Origin of the sequence: Geothrix sp., from assembly GCF_030219325.1 — a bacterium.
GTDB lineage: Bacteria > Acidobacteriota > Holophagae > Holophagales > Holophagaceae > Geothrix.
In genome coordinates this window covers 3,352,429-3,369,522 of sequence record NZ_CP126625.1, presented here as the reverse complement: position 1 = coordinate 3,369,522, position 17,094 = coordinate 3,352,429, and the positions used below count along the sequence as shown (strand labels likewise).

Genomic DNA, 17,094 nt, shown 5'->3' with positions numbered 1-17,094 from the left:
ATGCGGATCCACACGCCCTTCCCCTACGTCCCCAACCATGACGCGGATGCGCCCCTGAAGCGCCTGCGGTACGCCCTGATCCTCCTGCTGGTGGTCATCTTCGCGGGGGCTCTGGGCTACCACGTCCTGTCGAAGCTGAACACCCTCGACAGCTTCTACATGGCCATCACCACGTTGTTCACCGTGGGCTTCCGGGAACTGGGCGAGGTGAACGCCCGCACGAAGCTCTTCACGATCTTCTACCTCATCGTGGGCTTGGGCGTGGCCACCTATGCCATCTCCAACCTCACGGCCCTGCTCCTCGAGGGTGACCTCCGGGGCTATCTCATGGAGCGCCGCATGCAGAAGCGCCTGGACGACCTCAAGGACCACGTCATCGTCTGCGGCTTCGGGAAGATGGGCTTCCAGGCCGCCTGGGAGCTGAAGAAGGCCGGCGTGTCCTTCGTCATCATCGAGCAGGACGAGACCAAGGGCCGCAGCCCCCGCTTTGCCGGTGAGCTGATCCTGTACGGCAACGCCATGGACGAGCTGATCCTCCAGCGGGCCGGCATCCGCTCAGCCAAGGGCCTCATCACCGCCCTGACCACGGATGCCGACAACGTGCTGGTGACCCTCACGGTGAAGCAGCTCCGCCCGGACCTGCCCGTGGTGGCCCGCAGCGCGAAACTGGGGACTGAGCGCCAGTTGAAGGCCGCGGGCGCCGACCACATCGTGAGCCCCTACGAGATCGGCGGACGGCGCATGGCGGGCCTGCTGCTCAAGCCCGAGATGATGAGCTTCTTCGACATCGTGCTCCAGCAGGAGCAGTTCGAGCTCGGGTTGGAGCGGATCACCATCTCGGCCGGCAGCCCCCTGGTGGGGCAGACGCTGCGGGAGGCCCGACTGCGCCATGCCACGGGCTCCCTGCTCGTGGGGCTCGTCCATCCGGGCGCGGGGCTCCGCTTCAACCCCTCCGGCGATGAGCGCTTCCAGGCGGGGGACGAGCTCCTGATCATGGGACCCGCGGAAGCGCTGGCGAACCTCACCCGCCTCGCCCGGGCGGAGATGACCCGGCAGTAGCCGGCGCGCCGTCTGCGATTCAGCGGGGTGCCGGTGCCTCGGTGCCGGGCCGGACGGGCCTCGCCACCACGCCGTGGGGCAGGCGGGCGTCCATGTTCAGCAGCTCCCAGGCGGTGACCGCCATGGCCTGGGCCCCCTGGGCCAGCTGGTCGGGCTGCACGTGGTCCGGGAAGTCCATCTGGCTGTGGTGGGTGCCTTCGAAGTAGTCCACCGCATCCTGGATGGCGGCGAAAGCCGGAACCCCAGCTCGATCGAAGGGGGCGTGGTCCGTACCGTTCATGACGGTGAGGGGCAGCTCCCGTACGCCGAGGTCATTCAGCGGGGCGATGGCCTGGGCCATGAGGCCGCGGGCGTCCTCTCGGGCCTGGAGGTCGAAGCCCCTCACCATGCCCGTGCCCATGTCGTGGACCAGGACGGCCTGGATGGCGTCCAGCTCGGCCTTGTGGGCTTCCACATAGGCCCGGGAGCCCAGCAGGCCCTCCTCCTCGCCGCTCCAGAGGATCACGCGCAGGGTGCGTTTCGGCTTCAGGCCCGTGGCCTGCAGGGCGCGCAGGACCTCGAGGCAGACCGAGGTCCCGGTGGCGTTGTCGGTGGCGCCGGTGCCAAGGTCCCAGCTGTCCAGGTGGCCGCCGATGATGACCACCTCACTGGGTTTCTCCGTGCCGCGGATCTCGCCCACCACGTTGTAGGCCTGGACCGGCTTGGCGGAGAAGCTGCCGCCGAGGCTGAGCTCGAGCCGCACGGGCTCCTTCCCCGCCACCTGGCGCAGCAGCATCTTGTAGGGCTCCTGGGGCACGTAGGCCGAGGGCAGGGCCGGCTTCCCGGGGTCCCGGCCCGGGCCACTGGTGGTGAAGCCCAGGCCGTTCCTGCGCCCCGACATCTGCAGCACTGCGGCGACGCCCTCATCGAGGAGGAACTGGGTCATGGCCGCCTGCTGGGACTGGAAGGCGGCCATGTCGCCCCGGTCGCGGCGGGGCAGGGGCGGGCGCTTGTCATAGGGGTTCGTGCGCAGGAGGATCCGGCCCCGGAGGCGGCCTTTGAAGGCCTGCAGCTCGTCGAGGTTGCGCGCATCCACCAGCATCACCTCGCCCTGGATGGGGCCCCGGGTGGCCGGCGACCAGGCCAGCTGGTCCACGCGGAAGCGCAGGCCGTTGTGGGTGAGGAGCCGGGCGCTGTCCACGCCGCGGGTCCAGGCCAGGCCGAAGTCGTAGGCCTCCTCGTGCACGTTCTCGGCGCCCAGCTTCTTCATCTCGGCCAGGGCCCAGGCCTGGGCCCGGCGCAGCTGCTCGGAGCCGGTGAGCCGGGGACCGATCTGGTCCGCGAGGTATTCCACCCGGGCCACCACGTCGGCGTGTTCCTTGATCTCCTTCAGCAGCTTGCCAGCGGGCGTGTCGGGGTAGCTGACCAGCACCGGGACCGGTGACGGCGGCGGGGGGGTGGTCCGGGCGGGGTTCTGGGCCTGCAGAGCCGTGGCGAGGGCCAGCGACAAAAGGGCGGGGGTGGACCGCGGCATGGGTGGCTCCTGGAGGGGTATCATCAGGTAACCTCATCTATTGAGGCATGACAAGGGGAAGTATTTCGGGTTAGGCTGGGAATGTTTCGGAAAAACGAGAAATGACGACAGACACCCTCCGGCCCCTCGTCGACACCCTCAAGGCCCTGGCGCACCCCGTGCGCCTGCGCATCCTCGCCCTCCTGCAGGGTGGCGAGCTCTGCGTCTGCGAGGTGGCCGAGGTGCTGGGGCTGGCCCCCTCCACCGTGTCCGAGCACCTGACGGCCCTGCGCCGTACCGGCCTGGTGCGGGAGCGGAAGGTGGGCCGCTGGGTCCATGTGGCCCTGGCCGACGAAGCCGCCGCCCGACCGATGGTGGAGGCCCTGTGGCCCCTCATGGCCGCGGCCGAAGCCGACCTGGCCAGGGACCTGGCCCAGGCGCGGGCCCTGCGCTGCGTCACCTGCGATCCGGCCGCCTGTCCCGTTCCTGAACCCGCCTGACTTTCCCCTTCCCACCACCAGGAGCTTCCATGACCACCCAGACCGATCCCCAGCTCGAGACCGGCCTCAGCGAGATCACCCTCAACCTCGTCGCCCTGGGCGCGGCCATCGGCGCCAACGCCGAGCGCGCCTTCCGGGCCCATCAGGCCCGCCTGGAAGAGCTGGGCGTCTCCAAGGAGGCCATGATCGAGGCCGTGAACATGGCCCTGCGGGTGAAGGGCGATCCCCACTCGATCATGATGGCCCTGGCCGAATCCACCCTGACCGATGGCGGTGGATGCTGTGGCGGCGCCTGCGCCTGTGAGACCGAGGGCAAGGAGAAGGGCGACTGCGGCGACGACTGCGACTGCCGCTAGGAGGGTGAGATGTCCACGGGCCGGCTGTCTTTCCTGGATCGCTACCTCACCCTGTGGATCTTCCTGGCCATGGCGGCCGGCATCCTGCTGGGCCGCTTCGCGCCGGGCTTCAACGCGGCCCTGAACGCCTGGAACGTGGGTACCACCAGCGTGCCCCTGGCCATCGGCCTCGTGGTGATGATGTATCCGCCCCTGGCCAAGGTGCGCTACGAGGAACTGCACCTGGTCTTCCGCAACAGGAAGGTGCTGGGCCTGTCGCTGCTGCAGAACTGGGTCATCGGCCCCCTGCTCATGACGGGCCTGGCCATCCTGTTCCTGCGGGACCGGCCCGAGCTCATGGTGGGCCTCATCCTCATCGGCCTGGCGCGCTGCATCGCCATGGTCATCGTGTGGAACGACCTGGCCGAGGGCGATACCGAGTACTGCGCCGGCCTCGTGGCCTTCAACTCGATCTTCCAGGTGCTCTTCTTCAGCGTGTACGCCTGGCTCTTCATCACGGTGCTGCCCACCAAGCTGGGCCTGCCGGGCACGCGGGTGGACATCACCATCCAGCAGATCGCCACCAGTGTGTTCATCTACCTGGGGATTCCCTTCATCGCCGGCTTCCTCACGCGGAAGGTGCTCGGCAAGCTCAAGGGCCTCGACTGGTACCACCGCGTCTTCGTGCCGAAGATCAGCCCCATCACGCTCATCGCGCTGCTCTTCACGATCATCGCCATGTTCAGTCTCCAGGGCCGCCAGATCGTGGCCCGGCCCACGGACGTGCTGCGGGTGGCCCTGCCGCTGCTGGTCTACTTCCTGGTGATGTTCCTGGCCAGCTTCTGGCTGTCGAAGCGCGCCGGTGCCGACTACCCCCAGAGCGCCACGCTGAGCTTCACGGCCGCCAGCAACAACTTCGAGTTGGCCATCGCCGTGGCCGTGGCCACCTTCGGTCTGGGCCATGGCGCGGCCTTCGCGGCGGTCATCGGACCGCTGGTGGAAGTGCCGGTGCTCATCGGGCTGGTGAACGTGTCGCTGCGACTCCGGCAGCGCTGGTTCCCCGGGGAGACGCAGGCCGTGGCGGACGTCCTCTGCTGTCCGGCGGTGGAACCCAAGAGGTGATGGCGTGAGACCGGGCTTCCGCACGCGCTACGAACGCGAGGTGTCCCGCGGTCTGGCGAGCGTGGAACCCGAGGTGTTGGTCACCGAGCAGGAGTTGTCCGGACTGCCGTCCTTGCTGCAGGCCTATCTCCGCCGGGTGGGCGTGGTGGGGCGACCCCGGGTGCGGAACTTCCGCGTGCGCTTCAGTGGCGAGATGCGCCCCAGCCACGGATCGGGCTGGATGAAGATCCGGGTCGACCAGCACACGTTTCTCGGGCCCGATCCCGCGCGGCTCTTCCTGATGAGGGCCTCCCGCTTCGGCATCCCCTTCGAAAGCTTCCATCGCTTCGTCGGTCCCACGGCCACCATGCAGGTGCGCGTGGCTTCCCTCTTCCAGGTGGTGGAGGCCCGCGGCCCCGAGATGGACCAGAGCGAGACGGTCACCTTCTTCAACGACCTCTGCCTGCTGGCGCCCGCGGCCCTGCTGGAGGTGGACGTGCGCTGGGAGGAGGGCCCGGGACGGACGCTCAAGGGCACCTTCCATCACCAGGGCCACTGCGTGGCGGCGGTGTTGCGCTTCGATGACCAGGGCGACCTGGCGGATTTCCGTTCCGAAGACCGGTACCAGTCCGCCGATGGGAAGACCTACCTGAACTACCCCTGGTCCACACCCATCCGCAAGTACGGTGGCTTTGAAGGATTCCATCTCATGGTGGAAGGGGACGCCATCTGGCAGGAGCCTGCCGGACCCTTCCCCTACGCCCGCTTCCGGGTGGGGGAGATCGCCTACAACGTGGGGCCCAGACCTGAGGAGGGAGCGCCATGATCCGCCCCGTGCGACCGACGGATGCCCAGGCCCTGGCCGACATCTACAACCCGTACATCCGGGACACCACCATCACCTTCGAGGAGGAGCCGGTCACGGCGGAGGAGATGGCCGCGCGCATCGAGAGGGTGACCGCGGCCTACCCGTGGTTCGTCTGGGAGGAGGAAGGCCGGGTGCTGGGTTACGCCTACAGCTCGGTGTGGCGGGCCCGGGCCGCCTACCGCCACTCGACGGAGACGGCCATCTACTTCGCCATGGACCAGTGCGGCCGGGGCCGAGGGGCCGCGCTCTACCAGGCCCTCCTCGACGAACTGCGTCGGCGGGGTTTCCACCTGGTGCTGGGTGGCCTGGCCCTGCCCAACGAGGCCAGCGTCCGCCTGCACGAGAAGCTGGGCTTCCGCCAGGCTGCCCACATGCGCGAAGCCGGTCGCAAGTTCGACTGCTGGATCGACGTGGGTTTCTGGGAACTGCTGCTGTAGGGGGAGACCGTGCCATCCATCCTGTTCCTCTGCGTGGCCAACAGCGCCCGCTCCCAGCTGGGCGAAGGCCTGGCCCGCCAGCGGTTCCCGGGCTTCCGCATCCAGAGCGCCGGCAGCCGGCCCAGCCGCGTGAACCCGTATGCCATCGAGGCCCTGGCCGAGGTGGGCATCGATGCGTCGGCCCATGCCTCCAAATCCGTGGCGGACATCGACCCCGCCACCGTGGACTTGGTCATCACCCTCTGTGCCGAGGAGGTCTGCCCCGCTTTCCTGGGCCGGGCCGAGCGCCTGCATTGGCCCATCCCGGATCCGGCGAGCGAGGATCCGGAGCTCGGGCCCGAGGATCTGCGCGCCCGTTTCCGCACGGCCCGAGATGAGATCGCCCGCCGCCTGGCGGCTTTGGGGCGCGATCGGCGCTGGACTCCATAAATTTCGAAAAAAATCGAAATTAGGCCTTGCGTTCTATTTCGATAATTTTAGAATTAAGTCGGGAGGCACCCATGACCGGGCAAGTGGAGCAGGCGGCAGAGCGACTGAAGGCCCTCGGGCACCCGGTCCGCCTGTCCATCCTGCGCCGCGTGGTGCAGGGCCCCGAGGCGGGGACGCCCGCCGGGGAGCTGCAGACGCGCCTGGACATCCCGGCCTCCACCCTCAGCCACCACCTGGCCACCCTCGCCGAGGCGGGTCTGGTCCTGGTGGCCCGGGAAGGCACGACCCTGCGCTACCGCGCCGACTACGGCGTGCTGCGGGCCCTCACCGAGTACCTCTGGCAGGACTGCTGCTCCGGTGGCACCGCGTCAGAGCCGAGCCCTTCACCCTGCTGCGGCGGGGACTGACCTTCCACTTTCCTGGGAACTGGATGCCACCGCGTCCCGGGGAACGTCTACCTTCGAAAGGATCTGCCATGGATTCCCAGACCATCAAAACTGCTGTCCGCGAACGCTACGCGGGCTTCGTCACCAACTCCACCCGGGGGTCCCTCGCTGCGCGAATACCCCCGGACCCCCAGGTCGAGGCGCAGCCAAGCTGCTGCTCGACCTCCTCATCATCCTGCGGTTGCGGCCCTGATTCCGATCCGGGTGCGGCCAGCCTGGGCCTGGGCTACGGCGTGCAGGACCTCGCCGCCGTACCCGAGGGTGCCAACCTGGGCCTGGGCTGCGGCAATCCCGTGGCCCTGGCCTCCCTGAAACCCGGCGAAACGGTGCTGGACCTGGGTTCCGGCGCGGGCTTCGACGCCTTTCTGGCCTCGAAGCGCGTGGGACCCACGGGCCGCGTCATTGGCGTGGACATGACGCCCCAGATGATCGAGCGCGCCACCACCCTGGCCGCCACCCACGGCTACGCGAACGTCGAGTTCCGGCTGGGTGACATCGAGGCCCTGCCCCTGGCGGATGCCAGCGTGGACGTCATCATCTCGAACTGCGTGGTGAACCTCAGCACGGACAAGGCCCGCACCTTCCGCGAAGCCTACCGGGTGCTGAAGCCCGGCGGGCGGCTGATGGTCTCCGACCTGGTGCTGGAACGGCCCCTGCCCGAGGCCATCCGTCAGGACATGGACATCTACGGCGCCTGCGTGGCCGGGGCGCTGCTGAAGGCGGACTACCTCAAGGCCATCGAGGCGGCGGGCTTCCTCGGCCTGGCCGTGGCGGGCGAGCGGCGTTACGGCCTGGACATGTTCTCGCCCGAGCTGATGGAAGCGGCCCGCCAGCGGTACCCAGAGCTGGGGCCTGAGGAACTGGAGACCGCGGCGGGTGCCGTGCTGAGCCTGCAGCTTGAAGCCACCAAGAGCCCCCGGGCCTGTGGCTGCGCGCCCACCTGCTGCGGAGGCTGAGGCCATGGCCGTGGAATCGAAATCCTGCGCCTGTGCCGCCCCGGCGCCCGTCCAGGGCGATGGCTTCTGGAGGTCCGGAGGGTGGCTGCTGGCCGCCCTTCCGGCCTGGTTCGCGCTCTACCTCGGCCTGAAGCCCCTGGCGGACTGGCTGGCCTTCCGCGCGCTTGGGCTGCAAGTGGGCAGCCGCCTGGGTGAGGCCGTGGCCTTCTTCGCCTATGACGGGCCGAAGGTGCTGCTGCTGCTCGGGCTCGTGGTGCTGGGCGTGAGCTTCGTGCAGACCTTCATCAGCCCCGAGCGCACCCGCGACCTGCTGGCGAAGCGCACCGGCGCCTGGAGCAACCTGCTGGCCTCGCTGCTGGGCATCGCCACGCCCTTCTGCTCCTGCTCCGCCGTGCCCCTCTTCATCGGTTTCGTGCGGGTGGGCGTGCCCCTGGGCGCGACCTTCAGCTTCCTCGTCTCGGCACCCATGGTGAACGAGGTGGCGCTGTTCCTGCTGTGGAGCCTGTTCGGGTGGCGCATCGCCCTGCTCTACACCGTGACCGGCGTGGCCATCGCCTTCCTTTCGGGCTGGATCATCGGGAAGCTCCGCATGGAGCGGCATCTGGAGCCGTGGGTGATGGAGATCCCCTTCGAGGCCTCGGTGGGGACCGAGGTTCCGACGGGTTTCGTGGCGCGCCTGGAACTGGCGTTCCAGGCGACCAAGGACATCGTGCGCAAGGTGTGGCTCTATGTCCTGGTGGGCATCGCCGTGGGCGCCTTCCTGCACGGCTATGTGCCGGCGGAGCTGCTGGCGCGGTTCATGGGCAAGTCTGCCTGGTGGAGCGTGCCCCTGGCGGTGCTCATCGGCGTGCCGCTCTACGCCAGCGCTGCGGGCATCATCCCCATCGTGCAGGTGCTGCTGGCCAAGGGCGCGGCCCTGGGCACGGCACTGGCCTTCATGATGGCGGTGGCGGGTCTGTCCCTGCCCGAGACCGTCATCCTGCGGAAGGTGCTGAAGCCCACGTTGCTGGCCACCTTCCTCGGCATCGTGACCCTGGGGATCGTGCTGGTGGGATACCTGTTCAACATCCTGATGTAGGAGCTGCCATGAGAATCGAAGTCCTGGGCACCGGCTGTGCCAAGTGCAAGCTGCTGGCGGAGCGGGCGGAGGAGGCCGCGAAGAACCTGGGTGCGACCTTCACGCTGGTGAAGGTCACCGAGTACCCGGACATCGTGGCCCGGGGCGTGATGACGACGCCGGGCCTCGTGGTGGACGGCGTGGTGAAGAGCCAGGGTCACGTGCCGACCGTGGCGGCCATCGAGGGCCTGCTGCGGTAGGATGGCCTCCTGTCTCCGGAGACTCCCATGCGCATCGGCATCCTGGGCTATGGCCGCTTCGGGAGGGCGCTGGGCTCGCTCCTCCGCGAGGCCGGCCATGCCTATCGGGCCTGGGATCCCGTCGCAGAGGTGCCCGGGGAGCACCGCGTCGCCGGCTTCCATGACCTGGTGGACGGCCAGGAGGCCCTGGTGCTGGCGGTGCCGATCCCGGCGCTGGGCGGCCTCATCGGGGCCCTGCGGCCCCGCCTGAGGGCCGACCACCTCGTCTTCGACGTGGGCAGCGTGAAGGTGGGGCCCTGTGCCCTCCTCGAAGAGCACCTGGGCCCGGCCATCCCCCATGCGGGCACCCATCCGCTGTTCGGACCGGTGAGCCTCGCCCGGGCCGAGCGTCCCCTGCGCGTGGTGCTCTGCGCCTCGCCCCACCATCCGGCCGCCGCTCAGCGTGTCGAAAGCCTGTTCCACAGCCTGGGCTGCGAGGTGCTGCGCCAGAGCCCCGAGGACCACGACCGCGTGATGGCCACGACCCATGCGCTGACCTTCTTCATCGCCAAGGGGCTGCTGGCCGTGGGTGCCGGCGCCGAGCTGCCCTTCACGCCCCCCTCCTTCCACGCCATCGCGCGGACGCTCGAGTCGGTGCGGGAGGACGCGGGGCATCTCTTCGCCGCCCTGCAGAACGAGAACCCCTTCGCCTCCGGCGCCCGGGAAGGATTGCTGGAGGCCCTGTCGGCCATCCACCGGAGTCTGGCCGAGGCGGCCGAGTCGGGGGGGGGCGAGCAGCTCTCCATCCCCGACCTGGGCACGCGGTCGCCGGCTCTGCAGGAGGCCCGGGATCACATCGACGCGCTGGATCAGGAGCTGGTGGCCCTGCTCGCCCGCCGCACGGAACTGGTGCTCCGCGCGGGCCGTGCCAAGGCCGAGCTGAACCTCCCCATCCATGATCCCGAGCGGGAAGCCTCGCAGCTGCAGGCCCGGCGGGACTGGGCCAGGGAATCGGGGCTCGATGCCCAGGGCGTGGAGGAGGTCTTCCGGGCCGTGCTGAGGGCTTCGCGAAGTGCCCAGGGGCGGTAAAGGTTCTCCCCGTCGAAAGCGTGTGTTTCGAATCACAGTAAAGACAATTTCAATTCCGGTGGAGGAAACTCAGGGGAGCAGCCGCTCGGATAAGGGGCCATCCAATGGATCACATCTTGACGGAAGATCCATCCGGTCGAGGCGCCTGGCTCCTGATTCTCGGCTGCCCGCTGCCCCAGTTCCACACGCTGCATGACGCCGAGCGCGACGTGTCCGGTCCGACCTTCGCCTTCTGCGCTTTCTGCAAACATCAGATGGGCATGAATGTGGAGGACCGCGATCCGCGTGCAGAGTGGTCCGTGAGCGCCTATCCAGAGCGGTTGCAGTGCGGCTTTCCGGGTGGAGACGCATCGGATCCCAGAATGAATCCGGGCTCCAGATAAGTCAGGTCAGGGTGTGGCGGAGGGTGGGTCGGGTTCCCGCCATTCGACCACCACGGGCCCCGAGGGCTGACCGGTCGGCTGGGTTTCCACGGTGATGCGGAGCCGGACTGGCCAGGCCTGGGCCAGCCAGGGATCCTCCAGAACCTGGAGAACCTTGCCCGCGCGGTCCGGTGGCGGCAGCGCCCAGGGCTTCCAGCCCGCTTGAGCCTGAACCCAAAGCACGTGCTGGGCACCCTCGGGTGGCGCCGGGAAATGGGTCAGCGTGAGCACGGCGATCCCGGCCCCGGGGGCGCTCCGGAAGGTGGCGTGGGTGCCGGCCTCGGGGACGGCGGCCCCAGCCGGGGCCAGGCGCAGGGCCCGCGTCTGGCTGTCCGCCAGGAGGTGGACTGCCCGCTGCATCTGCGCGTCCTCCAGCGCCCGCCGGTGGTAGAGCCAGGACCCCGTGCCGGCCAGGGCCACGGCCAGGAGGGCCACCAGCCCGCCGAGGTGGCGCTCCAGCTGCCGCAGGCCGCTGCGGATGCGCGTTTTGGCGGTGCCCAGGGGCACCTTCAGCGCGCGGGCCACCTCCTCGTGGGTGAGGTCGGCGAAGAAGGCCAGGCGGAGGGCGGCGCGCTGGGGTTCCGGGAGGGCCGCCAGGGCCTCGGACACCGCGTCCCGCTGGTAGGCCTTCCAGAGGGTCTCATCGGGAAGGGGCTCGTCGGCCCACAGGGCCGCCTGGTCGAGCAGTTGGTCGCTTGCGGCCTGGGGCCTCCGGGACCGGGCGCGCAGCTCATCCAGCATGCGGTGGTGCCCGATGCTCAGCAGCCAGGTGCGGACCGCGCCCCGGGTCGGGTCGAAATCGGCCGCCTTGCGCCAGACGGAGAGGAAGGTGTCCTGCACCACCTCCTCCGCGGCCGCGCGGTCGAGGGCCCGGCATGCCAGGTGGAACACCAGGGGCGCATGGCGCCGGTGCAGCTGCTGGAGGGCATCCTCCTCCCCGGCCCGGATGCGCTGGAGCAGCGAGGCATCATCCTCCCCGAGGGGCGCGGCCGGCGTGGAGGGGAGCGGGGTGGGCATGGTGGTTTCATCCTGGTCCCGCCGGGCCCGTCCCGCCAGTCCCTGCCCGGCCACCGAAAAGGTCAAAGGCGGAGCTCCGGAGGCACCGTGGTGGAGGTGTCCACCTGCAGCCGGCCACCAGGCTCGGTCTCCTGCACGGCCAGGTGGCGGAGGGGGAGCTTGGCCGGGCCTTCGGTGACCTCGCCCTGGAGGTTGTAGGCGCTGTCATGGCAGGGGCAGCCAAAGCCTGTGGGGCCTTCTGACAGCACGAGGCAGCCGCGGTGGGTGCAGATGGCCGTCAGGGCGAACACGCCCCGGTCATCCGCAGCCAGGTAGAAGGCGCCGAGCCTGCGGTAGTCCAGCACCGTCCCCGGAGTCAGCTGGGCCCGGGTCGCTTCCGTGAGCTTCACGGGGTGGGGATCCGGCGGGTGCTCTCCGGGGGCGGGCGTCTGCGTGCTTCCGCGGAGGGCCGTCGCCATGGCCAGGGCGCAGGCCGTGGCGCAGAAGGCCCGCCGGGAGGGATCCGGGGCCATCGGTGCAAGGGGTCGATCGTGCGTCATGCGGGCTTCTCCACGGCCTTCGGGGCATCCGCCAGGGCCTTCTCCGCAAGGACCAGAAGCCCCTGGCCTTCGCCAGCCTTCAGCTGGGCCGGTTGGGCATGGATCTGCCGGAAGCCCAGCCCCAGGTAGGGGCGGGCCGGGTCCCAGGGAATGGGGGCGCGCTTGGGTGTGGACCCCGGGGCCGGCAGGGGGAAGATCAGCGAGGTGGCCGAGTGGTGCTGGATGTGGCCGGTGGCGTGGTGGTGCTCCTGGTGGATGTGTCCGTAGAACACGGTGACGAAGGCGTGGTCCTTCAGCAGGTCGATGGCCTTCTGCCCATCGGTGGTGGTCCAGTCCCAGTCGGGGTACAGGTCGAAGAGGGGCCGGTGCGTGAAGATCACCAGCGGCTCGTTCTTGGGGGTCTTGCCGAGTTCACCGGCGAACCACTTCAACTGCTCTTCGCCGAGGATCGAGCCCTCCTGGGACACGTTGTCCAGGACGATGAAGTGGATGCCCTTGTGGGCGAAGGCGTAGCGGGTGGCTCCGAAGGCCTCGCGGAAGGCCTCGCCGTGGTCTCCCGAGGCGTCGTGTTCCCCGGGCAGGTAGCGGATCTGCCTGGCCTTCAGGCGGCTCGCCTGGGCCTTGAACTCGGCCATGCGCTGGCGGCGCACCGCCGGGTCATCGGTGATGTGGGTGAGGTCGCCGGTGAAGATGACGAAATCCGGCTGGGGATCTAGGGCGTTGACCGCGTCGATGGCCTTGCCCAGGGTGCCCTTGGCCTCCGGATTGGCCTTGGCGCCCTCGAAGCCCCAGTGGGTGTCCGTGAGCTGCACGAAGTAGAAGTCCGAAGCCTTCGCCTTGGCCGCGGAACCGAGCGCTTCCGCGAAGCCCGGCAACCCCGTGGCGAATACCGCCCCGCCGATGCCCATGACCTTCATGAAGGTCAGCCGATCCATCTGCGATCCCATGCGCCCTCCTCCCGGGCAAGGCCCGATGCGCCACGCCAAACCTGCGGCACAGAGAGATACGCCAGGAGCCGGGGATTGGATGTCGGATCGGTGGATCGGGCTTACCAGGGCAGGTCCAGGGCCTTGCACAGGAAACGGACCAGGGGGGCCGCCCGCTGGCAGGCTCCGGCCACCTGCTCAAGGAAGTCCGGCGATAGCACCTGGGCATCCGTGAAGCTGGTGGCGGTGTAGAAGTCCTTGAACTTGAGGTCCTCGGCGCAGGGGTGGTCCGGATCGAAGCCCTGGGGCACCCGCTTGAGGGACTCGCCTTCGATGTCGATCCCCGAGGCACGGAGCTTCTTCCAGGCCGTGGACTTGGCAGCGATGGCCTGGCGGACCTTGTAGAGCGCCTCGGGCTCCGGATGCCAGAGCCCGCCGCCGGCGAAGCAGCCGCCGGGGTCCAGGTGGAGGTAGAACCCCGGTCCGTGGACGCCTCCGGCCGCCTCGGAGCGGTGCCGGAAGTTGATGCCGAGGTGGGTCTTGTAGGGCGTCTTGTCCTTGCTGAAGCGGGTGTCGCGGTGGATGCGGAAGAGGGAGCCGCCCACGGGGCGCGGGTCGGCTTCGAAGTGCCGGCTCACCGAGGCCAGCGGTTCGCCGAACGCGGCGATGAGCCGCAGCACAGGGTCACGGGCCTCGGCCCCGTACCGTGCCTTGTTCTCCTGGAACCACTCGCGGTCGTTGTTCGCCTTCAGGTCCTTCAGGAACCGGAAGAGCCCGGGTCCCAGCGGATTTTCCAGCCCGGAGGGTGTTGCCTTTGCCACCTTGGCCTCCTCGATGCGTGGCTCCAGGGTAGGACCGCCGGGTGCCCGGCGTCACGCCAACTTCAGGCCCTGGCGGCCAGAGCCAGCGGGAAAAGATGAGCCCCCGAATGGGGGCCCAACCATGAGCACGCGTCGAGCGGCGCGATGCCGCCCGCGTCCTATTTCCCGAAGCGCTTGCTGACTTCGCTCCACTTGATGTTCTCAACGAAGGTGTCGAGGTACTTGGCGCGGGCGATGCCGTAATCGACCATGAACGCGTGTTCCCACGAGTCCAGCACCACGAGCAGGTCCTGCTCAATGGGCAGGCCCAGGTGGTGCTCGGCCACGAAGTAGGTGTGCAGCTTGCCGTCGCGGCGGTTGCGGGTGAGCAGGGCCCAGCCGGGGCCGCCCATGGCCGTGGCCTTGAGGTCGGCGATGACCTTATCCTGGCCGCCGGCGGCCTCCAGGGCGGCCTTCAGGCCGGCGCTGACATCGCTGTCCGCACCCAGGTTCTCGAAGTAGAGCTCGTGCAGGAAGGAGCCGTTGAAGGCCACGGCCTCGCGGCGCTTCAGCTCGCTGAAGTCGTTGAAGGAGTAGTTGGGCTTGGTGTTGTCGGCCGTCGCCAGCTTCTCCTCGATCTCGTTCAGCTTGGTGACGTAGCCCTTGTACAGCGTGAAGTGCTGGTCGAGCTGGGCGTCGCTGAGCCCTTTCAGGGCGCCGCCCTTCAAGTGATCGTAGGACTTGGCGGTGTAGGCCATGGTCATCTCCTCAGGTGCGCGGGGCGCGGATCGGTAGTTTACCAAAAAAGTCGGAAATAGGAGAAATGAGTGATTGCCCGGTCCCGGAGGGGTGACGTTCACTCCTCCAGCAGGCTCCGGAGCATCCAGGCGTTCTTCTCGTGGATCTGCATGCGCTGGGTCAGCAGGTCGGCGGTGGGCTCGTCGCCCACCTTGTCCACCACGGGGAAGATGGAACGGGCCGTGCGGACCACGGCCTCCTGGCCCTCGACCAGTTCCTTGATCATGGCCGTGGCCTTGGGCACGCCCGTGGGCTCGGGGATGCTGGAGAGCTTGGCGAACTCCGCATAGGTGCCGGGGGCGGGGTAGTCCAGGGCGCGGATGCGCTCGGCCACCAGGTCCACGGCCAGGGCCAGCTCGGTGTACTGGGTCTCGAAGAGCAGGTGCAGAGTCTGGAACATGGGGCCCTTCACGTTCCAGTGGAAGTTGTGGGTCTTGAGGTAGAGGGTGTAGCTGTCGGCCAGCAGCCGGGAGAGGCCGTCGGCAATGGCTTTGCGGTCCTCGGTGGGAATGCCGATGTTGATGCTCATGGAGGCTCCTCAGGAAGGCCAGGCATCCCAGGTCGGCGGCGCGGACCAGCGACCCGGAACGACGGCATGGTTGGAAACGAGGGCGGCGATGCGGCAGCCATCCGGAAGGAAGAAGCGTAGGGCCAGCACCGCGGGCAGGCGATCCTCGGGACCGGCCGCGCCGCGATCCACGGCGGGCGCGGCGAGGGAACCGTCACTCAGCTCCAGCCGAAGCTGATCGGGGAACCGCTGCAGGGCCGCCAGCTTCGCATCGCGGACCGCGTCCGGGAAACCCAGGAACAGGGTGGCGACGACGCTGCGGCCGCCATGCTCGCGGCGCGGGGCCAGGACGGCGAAGGAGGCGCGGGCCTCGACGACATCTTCGGCCGGTGCGGTTTCCAGCGTCAGGCCTTCGGCCCAGAGGGTCTCCACCACCTGGTCCTCGACACTCTCGGCGGTCTCGGGCTGGAAGGTGATGCCCTCCGCCAGTTCCAGCCGCAGGGCGGCCTGGCGGCCCAGGAGGGCCTGGCGCGTCTCGTAGCGGGCCAGCTCGGTGGCGGGGTCGAAAACCAGGTTCATGCTCACCTCAGATGTGCTTGGCGATGTCGGCGTCGGGGGCGGCGATGGCGCCGGACTGCAGGCGGGTCAGGGCGTCCTGGAAGCGGCCGGCGTGGAAGCGCTCCACCTTGGCCAGGGTCTCGAACCAGGCGGCGATCTCGGTGTGGCCTTCCTCGCGGGCCACCCGGGCGAACTCCGGATACATGTCGGTGTATTCATAGGTCTCGCCGGCGACGGCGGATTTCAGGTTGGTGAGCGAATCGCCCAGGGGCAGGCCCGTGGCGGGGTCGCCGGCCTTGGCCGCCAGGTACATCAGGTGCTTCAGGGCGTGGCCGGTCTCGCCATCGGCGCTGTGCTTGAAGAGCGCGGCCACCTCGGGCAGGCCCTCCTTCTCCGCGACCTGGGCCATCCAGGTGTAGCGCCGGTTCGCCTGGCTCTCGCCGGCGAAGGCAGCCTTGAGGTTCTGGTGGGTCTTGGACTCGGTGAAGGACATGGGGGCTCCTGTGGGCCGCGATCGGCGGCACCCAAGGTAGAGCGATCCCCATGCCAAAGCAATAAGTCAAATCATTGAATAGATACTGTAACTTCCAAGCCCCTTGATCAGGGAAAATTCACGACGGGCCGAGACCCGCTTTCACGATATGCCGAGAGCTGGCCTCAGTCCCTGAACTCGCCCGCCACGATCCGACCGGCTTCGGCGACCATCGCCTCCCGGTCGCCCCAGGAGGCCTTCGACCCCGTGGCGTAGACGGCCACGAGGATCGGCGCCCGGTGGGGCGGCCGCAGGATGGCGATGTCGTTCATGGTGCCGTGCGCTCCCGATCCCGTCTTGTCCCCGACGATCCAATCCGCGGGCAGGCCCGCCCGGAGCTTGGCCCTGCCGGTGGTGCAGGCGGCCATCCAGCCTTCGAGCTTCCCCCGGGAAGCGGTCGACAGGGTGGGGGCGAGGAGCAGGGCCTTCAGGGCACCCACCATGGCGGCGGGCGTGGTCGTGTCCCGGGCATCGCCGGGCGTGGCCTCGTTCAGGCTGGGCTCGTTGCGATCCAGGCGCGTCATGCCGTCGCCCAGGGTGCGGGCGAAGGCGGTTACGGCCCGCGGTCCGCCGAGGCTGGTGAGCAGCAGGTTCGCCGCGGCATTGTCGCTGTCCTGGACGGCCGCGGCGCAGAGCGTCTCCACCGGAAGGCCCCCCTCCGCCACATGGGTGGCCGTGACCGGGGAGTGGTCGAGCAGGTCGGTCTGGCTGTAGGGAATGCGCCGGTCCAGAGATTCCCGGCCCGAATCCACCCGCGCCAGCACCGCCCCGGCCAGCAGGACCTTGAAGGTGCTGCACAGGGGGAAGCGCTCGGCGCTCCGGTACTCGAGGCGGCGGCCGGAGCCCGTGTCCAGCGCGGCCACGCCGAGGCGTCCCCCGATACGCGCCTCCAGGGTCGCGAGTCGGGCGATCGACAAGGACGGGGGCGGAGCGGCCATGACGGGCAGGATCCACAGGGCGGCTGCCAGCACCATCCGGGTCATGGG

General features: G+C 69.0%; 22 protein-coding genes. 12 read left to right on the top strand and 10 right to left on the bottom strand.

The annotated features are described in order from the left end of the window. Positions 1-1,059 (top strand): potassium channel family protein, encoded by a 1,059-nt coding sequence (locus QOZ81_RS14960; RefSeq protein WP_291204497.1) that lies wholly within the window; start codon positions 1-3, stop codon positions 1,057-1,059. Between the two features lie 19 nt (positions 1,060-1,078). Here the strand turns inward: QOZ81_RS14960 and QOZ81_RS14955 are convergent, their stop codons facing one another. After that, on the bottom strand, positions 1,079-2,572 hold the full coding sequence (locus QOZ81_RS14955; RefSeq protein ID WP_291204500.1) for a M20/M25/M40 family metallo-hydrolase: 1,494 nt from the start codon (positions 2,570-2,572) through the stop codon (positions 1,079-1,081). 101 nt (positions 2,573-2,673) lie between these two features. Here QOZ81_RS14955 and QOZ81_RS14950 point away from each other — a divergent pair, with 101 nt between their 5' ends. The 11 genes from QOZ81_RS14950 (at position 2,674) to QOZ81_RS14900 (ending at position 10,008) form a co-directional block, all read left to right on the top strand. Continuing rightward, on the top strand, positions 2,674-3,051 hold the full coding sequence (locus QOZ81_RS14950; RefSeq protein ID WP_291204503.1) for an ArsR/SmtB family transcription factor: 378 nt from the start codon (positions 2,674-2,676) through the stop codon (positions 3,049-3,051). Between the two features lie 29 nt (positions 3,052-3,080). Then, positions 3,081-3,407: a hypothetical protein gene (locus QOZ81_RS14945; RefSeq protein WP_291204506.1), complete on the top strand. Its 327-nt coding sequence runs from the start codon at positions 3,081-3,083 to the stop codon at positions 3,405-3,407. A gap of 9 nt (positions 3,408-3,416) precedes the next feature. Further along, a complete protein-coding gene (gene arsB / locus QOZ81_RS14940) occupies positions 3,417-4,508 on the top strand; it encodes an ACR3 family arsenite efflux transporter (protein ID WP_291204508.1) in 1,092 nt (363 codons plus the stop codon). A gap of 4 nt (positions 4,509-4,512) precedes the next feature. Next, positions 4,513-5,313 carry a DUF6544 family protein gene (locus QOZ81_RS14935; protein WP_291204510.1) on the top strand — a complete coding sequence of 267 codons (801 nt, stop codon included), beginning with the start codon at positions 4,513-4,515 and terminating at the stop codon, positions 5,311-5,313. Continuing rightward, on the top strand, positions 5,310-5,792 hold the full coding sequence (locus QOZ81_RS14930) for an arsinothricin resistance N-acetyltransferase ArsN1 family B (RefSeq protein ID WP_300714936.1): 483 nt from the start codon (positions 5,310-5,312) through the stop codon (positions 5,790-5,792). Before QOZ81_RS14935 ends, QOZ81_RS14930 begins: the two co-directional genes overlap by 4 nt. A gap of 9 nt (positions 5,793-5,801) precedes the next feature. Then, on the top strand, positions 5,802-6,221 hold the full coding sequence (locus QOZ81_RS14925) for an arsenate reductase ArsC (protein WP_291204515.1): 420 nt from the start codon (positions 5,802-5,804) through the stop codon (positions 6,219-6,221). A 71-nt stretch (positions 6,222-6,292) separates the two neighbouring features. After that, positions 6,293-6,628, top strand: a complete 336-nt coding sequence (locus QOZ81_RS14920; RefSeq protein WP_291204518.1) for an ArsR/SmtB family transcription factor — start codon at positions 6,293-6,295, stop codon at positions 6,626-6,628. A gap of 68 nt (positions 6,629-6,696) precedes the next feature. Then, positions 6,697-7,623, top strand: coding sequence for an arsenite methyltransferase (gene arsM / locus QOZ81_RS14915; protein WP_291204521.1), 927 nt, complete (start codon positions 6,697-6,699; stop codon positions 7,621-7,623). A gap of 4 nt (positions 7,624-7,627) precedes the next feature. Then, the gene (locus QOZ81_RS14910) at positions 7,628-8,701 is read left to right on the top strand and encodes a permease (protein ID WP_291204524.1); all 1,074 of its coding nucleotides are present in this window, start codon (positions 7,628-7,630) and stop codon (positions 8,699-8,701) included. 8 nt (positions 8,702-8,709) lie between these two features. Further along, entirely contained in the window at positions 8,710-8,940 is a 231-nt protein-coding gene (locus QOZ81_RS14905) for a thioredoxin family protein (protein ID WP_291204528.1), read from the top strand. Between the two features lie 27 nt (positions 8,941-8,967). Next, positions 8,968-10,008, top strand: a complete 1,041-nt coding sequence (locus tag QOZ81_RS14900; protein WP_291204531.1) for a prephenate dehydrogenase/arogenate dehydrogenase family protein — start codon at positions 8,968-8,970, stop codon at positions 10,006-10,008. A gap of 389 nt (positions 10,009-10,397) precedes the next feature. Here the strand turns inward: QOZ81_RS14900 and QOZ81_RS14895 are convergent, their stop codons facing one another. The 9 genes from QOZ81_RS14895 to bla all read right to left on the bottom strand — a co-directional run bounded on the left by QOZ81_RS14895 (position 10,398) and on the right by bla (position 17,091). Next, positions 10,398-11,447 (bottom strand): RNA polymerase sigma factor, encoded by a 1,050-nt coding sequence (locus QOZ81_RS14895; protein ID WP_291204534.1) that lies wholly within the window; start codon positions 11,445-11,447, stop codon positions 10,398-10,400. Positions 11,448-11,509: 62 nt separating this feature from the next. Further along, positions 11,510-11,986: a ubiquinol-cytochrome c reductase iron-sulfur subunit gene (locus QOZ81_RS14890; protein ID WP_291204537.1), complete on the bottom strand. Its 477-nt coding sequence runs from the start codon at positions 11,984-11,986 to the stop codon at positions 11,510-11,512. Beyond that, complete coding sequence (locus tag QOZ81_RS14885) at positions 11,983-12,933, bottom strand: metallophosphoesterase family protein (protein ID WP_291204540.1); 951 nt, start codon at positions 12,931-12,933, stop codon at positions 11,983-11,985. The genes QOZ81_RS14890 and QOZ81_RS14885 overlap by 4 nt, the downstream gene beginning before the upstream one ends. A gap of 101 nt (positions 12,934-13,034) precedes the next feature. Then, a complete protein-coding gene (locus QOZ81_RS14880; RefSeq protein ID WP_291204543.1) occupies positions 13,035-13,733 on the bottom strand; it encodes a DUF2461 domain-containing protein in 699 nt (232 codons plus the stop codon). Between the two features lie 158 nt (positions 13,734-13,891). Further along, positions 13,892-14,470: a Fe-Mn family superoxide dismutase gene (locus QOZ81_RS14875; protein WP_291204546.1), complete on the bottom strand. Its 579-nt coding sequence runs from the start codon at positions 14,468-14,470 to the stop codon at positions 13,892-13,894. Positions 14,471-14,568: 98 nt separating this feature from the next. Beyond that, positions 14,569-15,039 carry a Dps family protein gene (locus tag QOZ81_RS14870; RefSeq protein WP_291204549.1) on the bottom strand — a complete coding sequence of 157 codons (471 nt, stop codon included), beginning with the start codon at positions 15,037-15,039 and terminating at the stop codon, positions 14,569-14,571. A 9-nt stretch (positions 15,040-15,048) separates the two neighbouring features. Beyond that, positions 15,049-15,597 (bottom strand): DUF3501 family protein, encoded by a 549-nt coding sequence (locus QOZ81_RS14865; RefSeq protein WP_291204552.1) that lies wholly within the window; start codon positions 15,595-15,597, stop codon positions 15,049-15,051. A 7-nt stretch (positions 15,598-15,604) separates the two neighbouring features. Next, positions 15,605-16,069, bottom strand: coding sequence for a rubrerythrin family protein (locus QOZ81_RS14860; RefSeq protein WP_291204555.1), 465 nt, complete (start codon positions 16,067-16,069; stop codon positions 15,605-15,607). Positions 16,070-16,233: 164 nt separating this feature from the next. After that, complete coding sequence (gene bla, locus QOZ81_RS14855) at positions 16,234-17,091, bottom strand: class A beta-lactamase (RefSeq protein WP_291204558.1); 858 nt, start codon at positions 17,089-17,091, stop codon at positions 16,234-16,236. Positions 17,092-17,094 lie beyond the last annotated feature (3 nt).